This is a genomic window from Candidatus Phytoplasma meliae (assembly GCF_016876135.2).
On sequence record NZ_JACAOD020000006.1, the window covers coordinates 1 to 17,974 of the forward strand.

The following is a 17,974-nucleotide window of genomic DNA, read 5'->3' on the forward strand; positions in this document are numbered from 1 at the left end:
GATTTGCGATTCTTGGTTTAATATTTCTTCACTTTGAGTTTTGATCACATCTGCTTGTTTTTGAAGTTTGTGAGCTTGTTCTAAAATTTGTTTTTCTAGTTTTTTATATTCTTGTTGCAAACTTTGATGTTGGTTGTTTGCGTTTATATTGATTTTTGAATTATTGATTTCTTGTTCTTTTTCTTGTAAAATTGCAAAATTATCAATTAAAAACTGAACATAAGTTTTAGAAACAAAAGAAAAATTAGAAGGGGACCACATGCTCCATGAAAATTCTTTCGGACTGGAAAAATTATTTGCTTTTGCTTGTAAATAATGTTTATAATTTTTGAAATCTGTTGGATTACCAGGAAAAGCAAAAATATATTCATGTGCGTTAAAAACAGTTTGTTGAATAGAACCCTTGAATTCATCTATGATATTGTGAGATTCCATCAATTCTAAATTATATAACAAATCATCTTTCTTTTGGTTATCAAAATCATCGAAATTGCTGATAAATTCTTGAGAAATTAAATTTATGATTTTAATTAATAATTTATCATTGCTTTTTAATTTATTAGGAAAATTATGCATTAATGTGTCGACAACTTTGAATTTTTTTATGATATCTTGATTTTTTGTTATATCTAAAGCAAAAATATTAATTGTGCATGTAGATAAAAATATAAAAAGTATAAAAAAAATAAAAGTATGTTTTACTTTGGTGTTCATTGTGTGTTTATTTGCGAAAACACCTTTCTAATACGAGAAAAATTTAATAGTTTAATGTGAAATATAAAAAATTTAAATATTGTATTTTATAAAAATTAAAATCGAGATAGAATTACTGTGATTGTGTTTAATGTTTATCAGAAGATTTTTAAACTACTGTGTAAGTGATTGTCTGAGATACAGTACTTTGCTTACCTTGATTGGACAAATAATAAGTTAAACAAAAGGGGTGTTATTATTGCTAACTAATTCAAATTATTTATCAAAAAAACTTGTATCTTTTAAAAAAGAATAAAAATCAAGAAAAATAGGGATAACAAAGAAGGGGTGATTATAATAATTGCATAAATTTAAATTAGGTTACATCAAAATGTATGTATGTAATAGTTTATGATAACTTATCAAGGGAAATTGTGCAAAAAAATGTGCATATAAGGAACAAAAAAAGAACAAAATTAACCAGTCAAATGTGAACCATTTCAAAAATACTGCAAGAGTTGCCAATGGCAATTTTGTAAAAAATTTATAAGAATTGTCGTTAATTGCAAACAACTGTCTCCCTTTTTTATTCTAGATGAAAGCCATAACATTTAAATTATTTTTTTGAATTTGAGTTAGAAATTATTTCAAAGAAACGGGATTGATTTGGTGATTATACTTTTCTTTATTATTCTTTTGTGTTATATATTTTTTTTATTATTAAAATTAAAAATGAAGCATATCATTAATTACTGTATGTGTAAATTAAGTTGATTAGTTAGTTAGTTATCAAGGAACTTATTCGCCCTAAATAATTTTATAAAAAAATAATTTTATTGTTTATAAATCGCTAATTAATTATATCATAAATAATTTTATTATTGATGTTTTTTTGAATAATTTTTTCAAATTTGAAAAAATAGAAACAATTTAAGAATTGAATAATTAAAAGTTCAATATTGTTTACTACAAGTAAAACAAAAAAAGAAGCTTAGAAAAGCTTCTTTAAATTTGTTATATTTATTAAATTTTGTATTTTTGGCGTGTTTTAGTTTTTATATGTATTAAAAGTTCGCTTAAAATCAAAAGAAAAGATAAATATGTCTAATATTAAGAACTGTAAAATGTTGGATAAAATTATTGGTAAAAAAATTGAATTGTGTTTTTTAACTATTTTTTAAGCAAAGAAAACATTTTTTGTTTATATATTTCTACACCTGGTTGATTAAAAGGATTAATCCCTAGTAAATAACCAGACATGGCACAAGCTTTTTTAAAGAAATAAACTAAGTATCCAAAATGAAATTCATCCAAAGTAGGAATAATAATTTCTAAATTAGGAACATCTCCTTCAATATGAGCTTGTTTAGTTGCTTGAAGAATTTTTTGATTGATTTCGGAATAAGATTTATTAGCTATATAATTTAAATTATCTAATTCATTTGAAATTTCAGGAATGATGCAATCATCTTTCATAGTTTCTACATTTAAAATAGTTTCAAATAAGATTTTAGAACCTTCTTGAATAAATTGCCCTAAAGAATGAAGGTCAGTAGAATTGTTGATAGCGCCCACAAATAAGCCTTTATCTTCTTTTCCTTCAGATTCTGCAAACAATTGTTTCCACCAATCTGAAAAAGCAAGTAAATGCGGTTCATAAGTTACTAATAATTCCATTTTTTTGTTTAATTTTGTATGCAACAAATTTCTAATTAAAGCATATTGATAAGCTTGATTTTGGTCAATGTCGTCTGAAGAAGCATCATTAAAAGCTTTTAATGCGCCTTGTAACATGGCGTCAACATTTAAATTAGCAAATACAAAAGGGAGCATGCCTACGCTAGTAAAAACACTAAATCTTCCACCAATAGAGTCGGGAATCACAAACATTTGATATCCTTCTTTTTTAGCTAAATGAAACAAAGTTCCTTTTTGTTTATCTGTGGTTGCAAAAATAAAGTTTTTGGAATTATCTTTTCCGTATTTGATTTCTATTTCTTTTTTAAGAATACGAAAAGCTAAAGCGGGTTCTAAAGTGGTTCCTGATTTAGAAATTACATTAATAGCCCAATTTTTATCTTTTAAATATTTTAAAAGATTGGTTAAATAATTACCTGAGACTTGGTGTCCTGCAAAAATTATTTCAGGTTTAGTTTTTTGAAATGGTGTTTGAAGAAATTCTATTCCAGCTTTGGCCCCTAAATAAGAACCGCCGATGCCAATAACTACTAAAACATCTAAATTAGTATGTTTTTGTTTTAATTGTTTAATTTTATCCAATTCTTGGCGGTCATAATGCAACGGCCATTCTAACCAACCTAAAAATTGATTTTTAATGGTTTGATCATGATGTAATTTTTGATGAATGGTTTTTATTTGAGAGATAAAAGTTTTTTTTTGTTCATCCCAATTTAAAAAATTTTCGATTCCATTAAAATTTAGCTTTAAACTCATTTTTGAGCTCCTTAATTTTTTTCATAACTAGAATATAAATTCCTAGTTCTTTATGTTTTAAAATGTATTAAAAAAAGAAATTATAATTGGTTTTGATGATAAAAATTTATATAAATCTTTATTTAAAAAACTTGCGCAAAAATATTTTATTGCGTTTTTATTTAGTTTTCGTTAATTGTATCTTTTTGAGTTTTTGAAATACGTTTGTTTTTTCGTAAAAAAGCAATAAAGATAATGGTAGTTATTGTTAAAACAATTGTATTGCTACCGAAAGTACTTAATCCGAATTGATGAGCAAAGGAAAGAGGATCGCCTTTTGGAGCAAGTTCGTGTAATACAAAAAGAATAGTTCCTCTTGCAAGTACTCTTATAAGGTTCATCCAAAAAATAAGATTAGCTTTCTTTTTATAAGATAAGATATAACCCATCATAATAGAAGCCCAAATGGAAGTAAATAAAGAAGTTCCTTCCCAAAACAAAATGATATTAAAATTATCTTTTTCTGTGTCACTGAAAGTTTTGTTAGGTTTTAACAAGTGAAGGAGTTTTTCTCCTAAAAAATAATTTGATAATAAACCTAAGGTACCAATAATTAAAGTGGCGTAAAAAACAGTTTTAAAAATTTTAAAAGTTTTGCGGTTGCTTTCAACAGCAACACTTCGTGAAACCATTGCAGATTGTGGATCTTCTAAAGATTGAGAAATGGCGTAAAAAATGCCATTAACAACTGCAACTAATCCAGAAATAGCTACTAAATCTGAATAATAATCGGTAACCATATCAAGAATGAATTTTTTACCAATTTCATAAGTTACTTTTCCTATAATTAAAACCCCCGCTAACTTCAACATTGTTTTAACTATATTTTTAGAAAAAGTCAAGTTTTTAAATCTTAATTGAAAAGGATTTTTAGGACTAAGCATGCAATAAAAAGCAATACAAGTAATTAATAAATTAGATAGTAAATCAGCCAAAGCCAAATCAGTTACTTGAACTGTTCCTGGAGCTTTTGAAAATTTATAAATAAAGGAAATAAGGATTCTAACAGTAATTAATAAAATATTTAGAAACAAAATAAATTTATTTTTATTTTTAGCAAGTTCTAAGCCGATAAAAACAGCATTAATGGTGATAAAAACAAAAGTAATCAAAGAATAATGATAATATAGCAATCCACCATCAGAACGATATTCACGTTTTAGAAATATATCTCCTAAAAAACCAGGCAATAAAGCGCCTAATTCTAAAAAAAGTAAACATAAGAAAGAAATGGAAGCAGCCAATAAAAAAGCTAAAGTAGCATATTGTTTTGCTTGTTTCATGTTTTGTTTTTTATATTCGCGCGCTACTAAAACTACTCCAGCTCCTCCTAAAGAAACAGCAATACTTTGAAGGATTTTTTTAATTTGCTTCATGTAAGTAATGGTGCTATCTACATTTTTTGCTTTGCCAGTATCACCAATAATAGCAAAATCAATAGAAGTTCCTAAATGTTGGAACATCAAATAAATAGCAATAGGAATGGTAAGAATAATTAAATTTCTCAAAATAGAACCTTTAAAAATAGTTTCCTGTTTTGCAGGAAGGTTCTCCCCTATATTTATATTGTTGGTAGTCATAAAATAATAAAGAGACCTCTTTAGCTTTCATTTTTTTATTTATATCAAAATAAGCTGTTTGTGATCTGAAAATTAATTGAAAAATTAATTAGGTAATAATTTTGATATTGCATTATACAATCTATATTGTTCTTCTTGATGATGACAAATTTTTTCAAAATCTACATGAACTAAGTGCAGTCCTTGTAGGCCAACTCCACAATTAGAAACATCTTTTTGCAACAATTCAACAGCATAACTACCCATGCGAGTAGCTAATACTAAATCTTCAGAAGTAGGTTTGCCACCTCTTTGAATATGTCCCAAAATTTGAGCTCTCGTTTCAAAATTACTGTGTTGTTCAATTTCTTTAGCCAAAGCATTAATATCAAAAATATGTTCAGTCACCACAATAACGGCACATCTTTGTTTAGCTTCTTTTAAAGATTTAATTTTAGCAAAAATAGCTTCTTTATTTAAAAGATGTTCGCGAGTTACAATTAAATCAGCACTAGTAGCAATTCCGCCATATAAAGCTAAATCACCCTTATCGCGGCCCATAACTTCAATAATACTACATCTATTATGAGAAATCGAAGTATCACGCAATTTTAAAACAGCATCAACTACGTTACTTAAAGCAGTGCTAAAACCAATTGTAAAATCAGTATAATCAATGTCATTATCAATGGTAGCAGGCAATCCCACACATTGAATACCCACTTCTTGTAATTTCATAGCCCCTTTATAAGAACCATCGCCGCCAATAACAATTAATTTATTAATCCCTAATTTTTGCAAATTACGTGCACATTGTTCTCTAATTTCTAAATTTTGTTGAAAAGGAATGAAACGAGAAGTCCCTAAAAAAGTTCCTGATACATTAATATTGTATGGAAGTGTTTTTGGTTCTAAAAGTTCTATTTCATTACGATATAAACCCAAGTATCCATCGCGAACACCATAAACTTGTAACCCTTGTTTACTCCCTTCTAAAACAACAGACCTGATGGCAGCATTCATCCCAGGAGCATCACCACCTGAAGTTAAAACAGCAATTTTTTTACATTCTTTTAAGTTTTTCATTGTTATATATTCAAACCTCTTTTTTATATATTTTTTATAATTTGGCAATTTTGGCAATTATTTGTTAGGATTTAATTCTTCTTTAATTCAAAATAATTTAATTTATTGTTTGCGTTTGCTTATTTAGTTTTCTTATTTATTAATTGCATGTACACAAAATATGTAACAATTATGCAAGAAAAGCGATGCGATATAGAAGTAGGAAATAGGAGGATGGGGGGAATATAAAACAAAAGAAACAAAGGGGATGGAGGAAATAAATAATAAAAATAAATCAACATTATTTCTTAGGGTTTAAAAAATATTGGGATCAAAAAAAGCAAAAACTATTAAAACCTTAAGAAAATGATAAGTTTATTAAAATTTTAAAAAGATAAAAACAAAAAATACAAATAATTAAAAAACATCACAGAAATTATAATAACTATCATATTTTAAAAAACATATGTTTGTTTGAACCTTTCTTAGTCTTAGTTAAATTTAAAGAGGTTATAAATATAACAAAAATATTTTAATTATTGCAGTTATTTTTAAATAATTTCTCCCAATATAATAGTAAATATCTTCAATAATCGTTTATTTTAATAAAACATCATCATAATCATAAAGTTTTATAACTTCACAAAATATTAACGTTTTACCAAAAATTAAAAACTAAATATCAAATATTTGGGAATATTTGAAATTATTTTAATACTAATTATATAAACTGTGATTATTTTAATTTTTCTCATTAACTACATTTTTATTTTATAAAAAAAAGATCAATATTGCAATCAAAATGTATGAAATTATGTTAATTTTGCATAAAAAGATCATTTTACATTCGAAAATTTGATTTTTATCAAACAAACATCTTCATAAAGTATTTATAAAAAACGAATAACCTTTCAATAGTTTAATAGTTTTAAATTATTCATAATTAAGATCTTAAATATCGATCATAATTAAAAAATTAAAAAAGCAAACAAATTACATTTTCCATCTTTAATTATATACAATATTTTAACATCTTTTCCATTATTTTAAATATCAAAATAATTTATTTACTCAGTTAGACCAATAAGGTTAGACTTTTTTTAAAAAATGTCAAAAAAACAGAACACCCCATTAATTGTATAAAATTCTATTTTTCATTATTTTTTGTTCTTTTTAAATGATATAATAAAGTTATGAGTTGTTTTATTTTTCGAAAATAGAAGTGGTACTTATTCAAGTTACTACTTTTTTAATTTTAATATCTCATTTTATTTCAATTTACATTTCAAAGTTATGCTAAGTTTTATATTTTTGTTAAATTATTTCTATAAAGATAAAAAGCATTGGCTATATGATATATTAGGAGGTTTGACATTTGATTAGTAAAAATTTTTTTAAATTTTTGAATAAAATAGTTCAGGAAAGAGATTTACCAAAAAACGATGTTGTTGATGCTTTTATTAAAGGTTTAACTTCTGGTTGCAAAAAAAACCATCGTGTTAAAAGTTGTCGTGTGCATTTAAAAGAAGATAAAAGCGAAATTCTTTTGTATAAACAATTTTTAGTAACCGATGAAACAAACATTCACACCATTAATTTAAAAGAATGGACTCCGATTGATTTAAACGAAGCTCAAAAAATTAAACCACATGCTAAAGTGGGGCAAATAATCGATATTAAAATTGATCCCAAAGATTTTAATTTATACGCCATTAAGGAATTCAAAAATCAATTTAACGAAGAGTTAACCAAGAAAAAAAGAGAAAATATTTATCACTTTTTTAAAACACAAGAGGGAAAATTAATCAGCGCTAAAATTATTTCCGAAAATGAAAAATTTTATAATTTAGAATTGGAAAAAGAAATAACTACTTTGCTGCCTAAAAAAGAAGTTTCTGCTAACAATCTTTTGCATGTTGGCGAAAGAATTCAAGTTTTTTTATCAGAAGTAAGAAAAACAACAAAATGGCCTAAAATTTTTGTAAGTCATAATCACGTAGGTTTAGTTGTAAAAGTATTTGAAGAAAATATTGCAGAAATTCAAGAAGGAATTGTTAAAATAATGGCAATCGCTCGTATTTCTGGAGAACGCACTAAAATAGGATTATCTTCTGAGGATCCTCAAGTAGATCCAATTGGTTCTTGTATTGGTCCTAATAGCAAACGTATTAAACATATTATTAAAATATTAAAAGGAGAAAAAATCGATTTATTTAAATGGAGCAAAGACCCTGAAGAATTAATTAGCAACGCTCTTAAACCTGCTCAATGCATCAACGTTATCATTAAAAACAATATTAATAAATATGCTTTAGCTATTATTCCAGATGACCAATTTTCTTTAGCTATCGGGAAATTAGGAAAAAATGTTAAATTAGCTGTTGAAGTAACTAAGTGGAATATTGATATTAAAACTTTGTCTCAAGCTCAAGAAGAAGGGATTATATAAAATTTATCAATGAAAATTTTAAGAACATGTATAGTTTCTAAAAAACTTCATAACCCGCGCGACATGATTAGAATTAACGCTTCTAAAGACGGCCAGGTTACAATCGATTATCAACAAAAGCTCAAAGGAAGAGGAGCGTATTTGAGTTTTCAAAGTCAATATGTTCTTGTGGCTCAAAAAAGAAAACTTTTGGACCAAAAATTAAAAACTTCAGTTCCTCAAGAAATTTATCAAATACTTTTTCATTTTATGACATCAAAAAATTAATAATTTATCTCAAATACCAATAAAAGGAGGGGCGTTAAATGAATTTAAATGACAAAAAAAATAAATCTGATTCTTCCGAAAATAAATCTACAGTTTCCCAAAAAGAAACTATTTTGCAAAACAATACGACCACAAAAAAATATTTTTTTAACCCTCAAGATACTGTTGCTCAAATTGCTAAATCTTTTAATATTTCTAGCGCTGTTTTAATTAAAAAATTATTAAAATTAGGGGTAGCAACCAATATTAACCAAACTTTAGACAAAGAAATTATCCAAAATTTAGCTAAAGAATGTAATATTCAATTTTTAGATCAAACTGCGCTTAAACCAAATTCTACTATTACAAAAAAAACAACCCCAATTGATGCTAATTTAGAAAAAACACCCCCTATTGTAACTATTATGGGTCATGTTGACCACGGTAAAACAACTTTATTAGATGCTATTCGTAAAACACGTGTTGTTGACCAAGAATATGGCGGAATTACCCAACATATAGGGGCTTATCAAGTTGAATATCAAAAACATAAAATTACTTTTATCGACACTCCCGGTCATGAAGCTTTTGATAAAATGAGAGCTAGAGGAGCTAAAATAACTAATATTTGTATTTTAGTTGTAGCCGCAGATGATTGTGTTAAACCTCAAACTGTTGAAGCTTTAAAGCACGCTCAAAAAGCTAAAATTCCTATTATTGTAGCCCTTAACAAAATAGATAAGCCTCATAATAACAGTAAGCAGATCATGACTGAATTATCTAGTTTTGATTTATTGCCTGAAGAATGGGGTGGAACAACTCCTTATATACCTATTTCTGCTCTTAAAAAAGAAGGGCTTAATAAATTATTAGAGATGATTTTACTTTTAAGCGAATTTCAAGATTTAAAATCTAATTCCCAAAAACAAGCTCAAGGAACAGTTATTGAAGCTAGTTTAGATAAATCTTTAGGTCCTGTCGCTACGTTTATTGTAAGTGATGGTAACTTGAAAATAGGAGATATTGTAGTTGTTGGCAGCACTTATGCTAAAATCCGTTCTATGGAAGATGAATCCAAAAAGCCATTAAAAAAAGTTTTCCCTTCTCAACCTGTTAAAATTTCAGGTTTAAAAGAAGTGCCACAGGCAGGAGATGTTTTTTATGTTGTATCAAATGAAAAACAAGCCCGTCAAATAGTAAACGAAGTAAAAGCTCAAAAAAAAGAATCCTTAATAAAAACAATTATTCCGCAAGATTTAGAAAGTATTTTACAAAATCTAGAAAATGATAAACCTAAAGAGCTAAACATTGTTTTAAAAACCGATACTCAAGGAAGTTTAGAAGCAATTCAGGGCATGATTCAAAAAATTAAAATATCTAATTTGAAAGTTAATCTTTTGCGTGCTTCAGTAGGGTTAATTACCGAAAAAGATATTGCTTTAGCCCAAACATCAGAAAGTCTTTTAATAGGTTTTAACATTAAAACAACAACTTCAATCTTGAAATTAGCACAAATCCAAAAAATTAAAATAACTATTCATAATGTAATTTATCGTATTATTGAAGACATCGAAAACCAATTAAAACAAATGGTGCAACCGACTTTTAAAGAAGTTATCACAGGAAAAGCAGAAGTAAGAAAAATTTTTAGCATTAGCAAAATTGGTAATATTGCTGGTTGTTATGTTATTCAAGGAATTATCAATCATAATGATTTAGCTAAAGTGATTCGCAATGGTGAAACAATATTTCAAGGAAAAATCGCTTCTTTAAAACATTTAAAAGATAACATTAAAGTTTCAAAACAAGGTTATGAATGTGGTATTTTGCTTAATGATTTTAATGATTTTGAAGTTGATGATATCATAGAAACATCTAAGTTAAGTAAAATGGAGGAATAAAAGATGGTTGTAACAACAGCTGAAAGAATGGCTAGTATTATTAAAAAAGAATTAGTTTTAATCAACGAAATTATTCGAGAAGAACAAATAGGTTATATTAATTTAACCGATGTTCAAGTAACTAAAGATTTATCTTTTGCTAATGTTTATTACACTATTTTAAACGATGCTCCAGATGTTTTAAAATTAGCTCAAGAAACCATTAACCAAAATAAAGTTATTATTAGAATGGAATTGGCTAAAAAAATTAAAAATTTTAGAAAAATACCTGATTTAGTATTTAAATATGATCAATCTTTATCTTATGGTCGTCATATAGACAACATTTTAAAAGATATCAATAAATAATTTTGTTATGTTAAAAACGTTTTCAATTGTTGACATCAAATGTAAAAACTTTTCTTATGAGATATTATTTTTTTCATTTTTCTTGCTATTTACATATTATTTGGCCATATGTGTTATTACTAATTTTGTTTACCAAAAAAATGATATTTATGTTAAATTAAAGGTGTTTTCATATAAATTAATATAAAAAAGGTCAAAAATGAAAATTATTATCGGTTTAGGGAATCCAGGAGAAAAATTTAAAAATACGCGTCATAATGTAGGTTTTGATATTTTAGATTTTTTTTTACAACGCAACGAGTATTCTGTTATTCAAAAAAACAATGAATCACATATTTTTCAAACTATCATAGGGACTCAAAAATCTCTTTTAATAAAACCACAAATGTATATGAATTTATCTGGAATAGTAGTTCGCACTATTTTAAAAAAATATTCTATTAAAATAGAAGATATTTTAGTAATTGTTGATGATATTTATTTATCCGAAGGGGAAATCAAATTAAAACCTCAAGGAGGCCATGGAGGACACAATGGCTTAAGAAATATTATTAACTATTGTAACACTAAACAATTTAAAAGGTTAAAAATAGGTGTTGATTATGATCAAAGTATTGCTTTGGATAAATATCTTTTAACTCCGTTGAAATTTTCAAGTCAAAATCATATTTATAAAAAGATTGATAGAATTCTTGATATCATTAAACAATTCATTAAAGGGGTTGATTTTAATATTTTAATGAATTGTTATAATTCTAAAAATTAATATTTACAATTTTAATCATTAAAACAATATATAATATAAACAAAAAGCAAATATTTGTACAAATATTTGCTTTTTGTTTTTTATTTTAATTTGTTGTCTCTGTTTTTGGTAAAAGATTATTTTTACTAATTTTTATTTTAGAAATCACTTTATCCTTATACTGTAAAGTTTCAAATTGATAACCTTTATAATTAATTTTAATTTTTTCATCTTTTTGTGGGAACCTCCCTAATTGTCCTATTAAAAAACCACTTAAAGTATCATAATTTTCAGTATCGAAATCAATTTTAATAACTTCTGCTATTTCTTCTAAATTAGAAAAGCCATTAGCAATATATTCATTTGAAGAGATTTCTTTAATCATCATTTCTTCATCTTTGTCGTATTCATCTGAAATCTCTCCCAATATTTCTTCAATTAAATCTTCAAAAGTAACAATTCCAGCTGTTCCACCATATTCATCAATTACTATTGCCATATGTGTTTTCATTAATTGCATTTCTCGAAATAATTCACTAGTGTTTTTTGATTCAGGAACAAAATAAGGTTTTTGAATAAAATTTTTGATATTAAAAACTTGACTTTTATTAGAAAACATTAAATATTTAAAAACATCTTTAACATGAATTATTCCTATAATATTATCAATATTGTTTTCATAAACAGGAAATCTAGTGTACTTTTCTGTTTTAATGATTTCAAGCATTTCGTCTTTGTTGACTTTCACATTAAGAGCAATCACTTCTGTACGATGTCGCATAACTTCTGAGATAATAGTATGATCAAATTCAAAAATATTTTGAATCATTTTGTTTTCGTTTTTATCAATAACACCTTTGCGATAACTTGATGCCAAGATCAAACGAAGTTCGTCTTCTGACAATTGCACATTATTTTTATGAGGATTTATTCTAAACATCATTAAAAAAAGATTACTTATTTGGGTTAAAATCCAAACCAAAGGAGTAATAATCCAAGCAATAAATGATATCGGAGTAGCAAAAAAATAAGCAGTTTTAGCAGGAGAATGCATAGCTAAACGTTTAGGAATTAATTCTCCAAAAATAATAGAAATTATTATTATTAATATCTCCATTAATGCATATTGTATTTCAGGAGAAACCGTAATAATTCCTAATTGCAATGGATTAACTTTTTTCAAAAAATCCGATGTTACAACATTTCCTTGGAAAAAAGTAATAATATGAATCATTATTTGAATAACAGATAAAAAAGTAGTTGGGTTTTCTTTAATTTTTTTAACTCTTAAAGCTTTTTTATCACCTTTTTTAATATCTAACTCAATTTTGCTTTCATTCGTAGAAATAAAAGATATTTCACTAGCAGCAAAAAAAGAGTTCAATAAAATTAAAATAATCAATAATAATACTATAGGCATATTAAACAAATAACCTTTTTAATCTGCTTTATAATTACCAACAATTTTTGTAAATGAATGCCCCTTTTCAGCAACTTTATATTATCGCTATCGTCCATTTGTTTTAAAAAAACCTCACTTTTTCTTATAATTATATTATAATAACTATTTTAAGTATAGCATAAATAAAGAAAAATGTCAATTGCGTTAAAAAACAACTGCTCGTTGTTTACAAATATAAAAAAATAGTTGTTGTTTTGTGGTTTGAACTTTTTGATTTTTACACCTTTTTATCATCTGTTATGTTTATTTGCGGTTACCAAAGAAATGTTTTTAAAAAATTGATTTTTATAATAAAACAGCAAAACGATCAAAAAAAATAAAAGCGTCTTGATGTATTTTGCGAGATGTAATAAAATTTAAATTTAAAGGCCATTTTTGATATTTAAGAGTTAGCAAACAACGATAATAATTATTTTTTTTAGGTATTAACGATAAAAGAGGTCCTAAAACTTTTATTTTTTGTTGGAAATTGTGTTCTAAAATTTTTTTAATGCGAAACGCTATCTTAAAAGTTTTTTGAAAATTAGAATGAGCAATTAAAATCTTACTAAGATAACCGAAAGGAAAATTTTGTGTGATCTTTCTTTCTTCTAACAGTTGTTTTATAAAGTTGTTTTCATCATAAAGAGCTGCTCTTTTAATTGCAAAGTGCTCTAAATTATAACTTTGAATAATTACTTTTCCTTCTTTTTTCCTAGCACAACGACCAGCGGCTTGAATTAATAATTGAAATGTTTTTTCAGAAGCTTTAAAATTTGGTATTTTTAAAAGAGCATCAGCCATTAAAACACCTACTAAAGTTACTTGATGAAAATCTAAACCTTTAGCTATCATTTGTGTTCCCAGTAAAATATCAGATTTTCTTAATTGGAAATCGCTCCATAATCGCTCATATTGAGAAATTTTTGTTATGTTATCTGAATCAAATTTAATCATTTTGGCTTGAGGAAAGTTCTTTTGCAAATAATGTTCAATATATTCAATCCCTATTCCTACAGCTTTAATTGTATTTTTTTGGCAACAAGAACATTCGGTTGTAAAAAGTGTTTTATAACCACAATAACTACATTTTAACATATTATTTTTGTGATAAAAAGTAAGACTATAATTGCAATTATAACATTTAGGAACATGACCGCAAAAACGACACAAAACAAAAGGAGAAAATCCTTTAGTATTGATAAACAAAATAGCTTGTTCTTTTTTGGCTAATGTTTGTTCTAAAGCTTTTTTTAAAGAATGTGAAAATGGCTCTAAATTACCTTTTTTTAATTCTTCTTTCATGTCGATTAATTGAATTGGTGGAAAAGTTTTAATTAAAGCTCTTTGGGTTAATTTTAAAAGTTGATATTTTTTTTGAGAAACTTGATGGTAACTTTCTAAAGATGGCGTGGCACTTCCTAATATTAAAGGAATTTGATGATATTTAGCTCTAATTTGCGCCAATTCTTTGGCATCATAAGGAGACTTTTCTTTTTCTAACAAAGAATCATCATGTTCTTCGTCAACAATAATGATTCCTAAATAATTAAGAGGGGCGAAAATAGCACTTCTAGTTCCTAAAACAATTTGTACTTTTTGATTTTTAATTTTAGTGAATTGTTCTTGTCTTTGCAAGGGGGTTAAATAACTATGCAAAACGGCAATTTCTGTCATAGTAAATTTACTTTTTAAACGTTGCATTAAAGGAGCTATCAACATAACTTCAGGAACTAAAAATAATACTTGCTGTTTTTGTTTCAAAATTTTAGCTATTAAATTTAAGTAAATTTCTGTCTTTCCGGAACCAGTTTTACCATGCAAAAGATAAGTTTGATGTTTTTTTAAATTAATTTGTTGTAATAATTTTATTTGTTCTTCATTTAAGATAATTTTTTTATTTTCTCCTAAAGGTTCAAAATGATGTTTCAAAACTATATCTATTTTTTGAGCTCCTTTTAAAAGAATTTCTTGTTGAAGTAACTTATTAATAATACTTGGTGAAGTTAAAAGGAGCGCTTCTTTTCTTAATATTGTTATTTTATGTAATGGATCAGATTGATTATAGTCTAAATATTGTTGCAAGGAAAATAATTTAAGAATAAAATCTTTTTGCTTAGGAGTCAAATTTAATTGGCTTAATGATTTTATTTTTGGATTTAAACTATAACAAATAGTTGTTCTCTCTTTTTTAGTTGTTTTTAAAATATTTTGGATTTTAAGAATCCCTTTTTGTGATAATTTTTGCAATTCTTGTAAAATTTTATTATTAGCATTTAACAAAAATTTATCTTGTTGAGGAATCAAAAATTGGATGTTTTCAGGAATCAAAGCTCTTTTAATGATGACAATTTCTTTTAAATAGGTTATTAAAAATTCTTTGGGAATAACTGTATTATAAACTAAAGTTTTCAGGACAAAAGGGGTTTTTAACATTTCTTCTGCCAATAAAAATAATTCTTCATTAAAATAAGGTTGTTCATCTAAAACACTAATCAAATATTTATTAGCAAAATCACTTTTATTTATTATATTAACGATATAACCTAAATGTTGTGAATTGTTGTTTCCAAAAGGAACGATTACTCTCACTCCTTTTTTCGCTAAAGGGATGAATTTTTCAGGGATTAAATAATCAAAGCAGCGATTTAAAGCAGAAGTTGGGAGATCTATAATAACTTGAGCTATCAATTTTAATGGCCCTTCACTTTCTTTTTTTGAAAGTTAATTTCAAAATTGAAATTTATAATAAAAAAAATAAAACTTATCAATTCGCTTCATTGTGTTAAAAACTATTTTTATTTTGTTGTTTTTTCTATGAATTTCTTTTTATAATAAGGGATATATTAAAAATTCTCTCTTATTGCTAAAGAGAGTTTATGACTAATTATAAAAAGATTAAAGTTATTTAAAGAAATTATAATCAATATAAAATCATTTTATTTGCATTTTACATAATTAAATTGATAATAAATTTGTTTACTAAAACTAATTATTAAATTAAATTGGGATTGGTTAAAATATCAAAATAATTTTAATTAAATGGGATTTTCAATATATCAGTTCATGATTGATTAATTGATATATTCATAAATTAATTTTCAAAAACAAATATAAAGTATTTATTATAAATAAGTTTTAATAAAAAAATATATAATAATTTTATAGAGATTTTTTATAAAAAATAAGCAAAGGTTGGAATCAATGTTAAAAAGACAAGTTAAAAAACAAAAAATTCGTAGAATGTTAAAAAAAGTTAATCTACGAAAATTAAAAATTGTAGTTTTAAAAAATTGTAGTAAAAAAACTCATTTTGAAGATAAAAATCATATTCTTTTTGTTAATCCTCAAGTAAAAGTAATTGTAGACCAAATTTTAAAAGAATTGGGGCAAAAAGATATCTTAAAATGATATATTCATCCTTTTGGTGATTAATTAAGATCAAAAAAGTTAAATATTATTTTTGAGAAAAACTTTAAAGGATATTTGTTTGAGTGCTTGATTATTTTTTTGAAAGTTAATGGTGTTTTTTTTGGTTTGATTAATAAATATTATTTAATTATTTTAGTTTTGGCGGAGGAAAAGGGATTCGAACCCTCGCATCTGTTTAGATCTACACGCTTTCCAAGCGTGCCTCTTCAGCCACTTGAGTATTCCTCCAAAAAAGTCTTTGAAAGACTTTAAGACTTAATTTTATTAACAAAAAATTAACAACAATAAGGGCAATCATCACTTTTTTTATCATTATTTAAACTTTTTTGTAATCGCAAAACATCTTGAGCAATTGCAAGTTCTTCGTTAGTAGGGATTACAAAAACTTTAATAAGAGATGCAGGAGTTGTAATAAGGGTTTCTTTTCCTTGGATTTTATTCTTTTCTTCATCTAATTTAATTCCTAAAACTTCTAAACGATTAATTACTTCTGATCTAAAAAACACAGAATTTTCACCGATACCAGCAGTAAAAACTAAAGCATCAATTCCTTTTAATAAAACATAATAACTAGCAATATAATCAACTATACGCTTTACTTGAATATCATGAGATAAACGAGCTTGAGGATTCCCTTTTTGGATTTCTGCTAAAATATCTCTAGAATCATTTGAAATCCCTGAAACACCAAGATAACCAGACTTTTTATTTAAATCATCGATAATATCGTCAATGCTTTTATTTTCTTTATCTGCGATAAATTTAATCACTGCAGGATCAATATTACCACTTCTAGTACCCATTGGAACCCCTTCTAAAGGAGTGAAACCCATAGAAGTATCCAAAGATTTCCCAGCATTAACGGCACACAAAGAAACTCCATTACCAACATGACAAATAATTATTTTGGCATCTTTTTTACCTAAAATAGACTGCATTTTGGCAGTTACATATTTATAAGATGTTCCATGAGCCCCATATTTTCTAACTTGATATTTTTGATACCAATAATAAGGAGTGGCATATAAAAAATTAACTGCGGGAATAGTTTGATGAAAAGTTGTATCAAAAACTCCAACTTGTAAAACTTGAGGTAATACTTTTTTAAAAGCTTTAATGCTGATGACATTAGATGGATTATGCAAAGGAGCTAAATCATTAAGGCTTTCAACTTGAGCAATCGTTTTATCAGTTAAAATAGTTGCATCTGTAAATAATTCTCCCCCTTGAACAATGCGATGCCCAACTCCTTCAATTTCTTCTAATTGACTAATAATTTTTTTTTGAATTAAAATATTTAACAATAATTCAACTGCTTTTTGATGATCAGGAATAGGTAATTTTTGAGTTTCTTTATGAATATTTGTTTTAATAGTTAAAGAAGCATTTGTAGAGCCAATTTTTTCGATTACACCTAAAACAATAACTTGCTCTTCTGGCATTTCTAATAATTGAAATTTTAAAGACGAACTACCTGAATTTACCGACATAATTTTCATATATTTTTTCTCTTTTCTGTTTTTTTCTGTTTTGGTGCTTTAATTTTCTATTTTAAAACTTATTATTTTTTTATGTATTGGTTTTTAAATTTGATTCATAAAT

General features: G+C 25.8%; 12 protein-coding genes, 1 tRNA gene and 1 pseudogene. 6 read left to right on the forward strand and 8 right to left on the reverse strand.

Features of this window, described 5'->3' with window-relative positions:
• The 4 genes and pseudogenes from CHTY_RS01530 to CHTY_RS01545 all read right to left on the reverse strand — a co-directional run.
• Positions 1-576: pseudogene (locus CHTY_RS01530) on the reverse strand (hypothetical protein); the annotation flags it as partial.
• Between the two features lie 1,287 nt (positions 577-1,863).
• Complete coding sequence (locus CHTY_RS01535) at positions 1,864-3,147, reverse strand: glucose-6-phosphate isomerase (protein ID WP_203552169.1); 1,284 nt, start codon at positions 3,145-3,147, stop codon at positions 1,864-1,866.
• A gap of 161 nt (positions 3,148-3,308) precedes the next feature.
• Complete coding sequence (locus tag CHTY_RS01540) at positions 3,309-4,766, reverse strand: MATE family efflux transporter (protein WP_203552170.1); 1,458 nt, start codon at positions 4,764-4,766, stop codon at positions 3,309-3,311.
• 84 nt (positions 4,767-4,850) lie between these two features.
• Positions 4,851-5,831, reverse strand: a complete 981-nt coding sequence (locus tag CHTY_RS01545; RefSeq protein WP_203552171.1) for an ATP-dependent 6-phosphofructokinase — start codon at positions 5,829-5,831, stop codon at positions 4,851-4,853.
• A gap of 1,354 nt (positions 5,832-7,185) precedes the next feature.
• Here CHTY_RS01545 and nusA point away from each other — a divergent pair.
• From nusA to pth, 5 genes are all read left to right on the forward strand, one after another.
• Entirely contained in the window at positions 7,186-8,259 is a 1,074-nt protein-coding gene (gene nusA / locus CHTY_RS01550) for a transcription termination factor NusA (protein ID WP_203552172.1), read from the forward strand.
• Between the two features lie 9 nt (positions 8,260-8,268).
• Entirely contained in the window at positions 8,269-8,526 is a 258-nt protein-coding gene (locus CHTY_RS01555; protein WP_203552173.1) for a YlxR family protein, read from the forward strand.
• Positions 8,527-8,564: 38 nt separating this feature from the next.
• Positions 8,565-10,406 carry a translation initiation factor IF-2 gene (gene infB / locus CHTY_RS01560; protein WP_203552174.1) on the forward strand — a complete coding sequence of 614 codons (1,842 nt, stop codon included), beginning with the start codon at positions 8,565-8,567 and terminating at the stop codon, positions 10,404-10,406.
• A gap of 3 nt (positions 10,407-10,409) precedes the next feature.
• Entirely contained in the window at positions 10,410-10,754 is a 345-nt protein-coding gene (gene rbfA / locus CHTY_RS01565) for a 30S ribosome-binding factor RbfA (RefSeq protein WP_203552175.1), read from the forward strand.
• 199 nt (positions 10,755-10,953) lie between these two features.
• Positions 10,954-11,520, forward strand: coding sequence for an aminoacyl-tRNA hydrolase (gene pth, locus CHTY_RS01570; protein ID WP_203552176.1), 567 nt, complete (start codon positions 10,954-10,956; stop codon positions 11,518-11,520).
• 85 nt (positions 11,521-11,605) lie between these two features.
• On the opposite strand, the gene CHTY_RS01575 is transcribed toward pth, so the two are convergent.
• Both CHTY_RS01575 and priA read right to left on the reverse strand, forming a co-directional pair.
• Complete coding sequence (locus CHTY_RS01575; RefSeq protein WP_203552177.1) at positions 11,606-12,919, reverse strand: hemolysin family protein; 1,314 nt, start codon at positions 12,917-12,919, stop codon at positions 11,606-11,608.
• A 327-nt stretch (positions 12,920-13,246) separates the two neighbouring features.
• Positions 13,247-15,631, reverse strand: coding sequence for a replication restart helicase PriA (gene priA / locus CHTY_RS01580; protein ID WP_203552178.1), 2,385 nt, complete (start codon positions 15,629-15,631; stop codon positions 13,247-13,249).
• 513 nt (positions 15,632-16,144) lie between these two features.
• Here priA and CHTY_RS01585 point away from each other — a divergent pair.
• Positions 16,145-16,351 carry a hypothetical protein gene (locus CHTY_RS01585; RefSeq protein ID WP_203552179.1) on the forward strand — a complete coding sequence of 69 codons (207 nt, stop codon included), beginning with the start codon at positions 16,145-16,147 and terminating at the stop codon, positions 16,349-16,351.
• A gap of 160 nt (positions 16,352-16,511) precedes the next feature.
• Here CHTY_RS01585 and CHTY_RS01590 read toward each other — a convergent pair.
• Positions 16,512-16,600 (reverse strand) — tRNA-Ser (locus CHTY_RS01590).
• A gap of 47 nt (positions 16,601-16,647) precedes the next feature.
• Entirely contained in the window at positions 16,648-17,871 is a 1,224-nt protein-coding gene (locus tag CHTY_RS01595) for an acetate kinase (protein WP_203552180.1), read from the reverse strand.
• Positions 17,872-17,974: the final 103 nt, after the last annotated feature.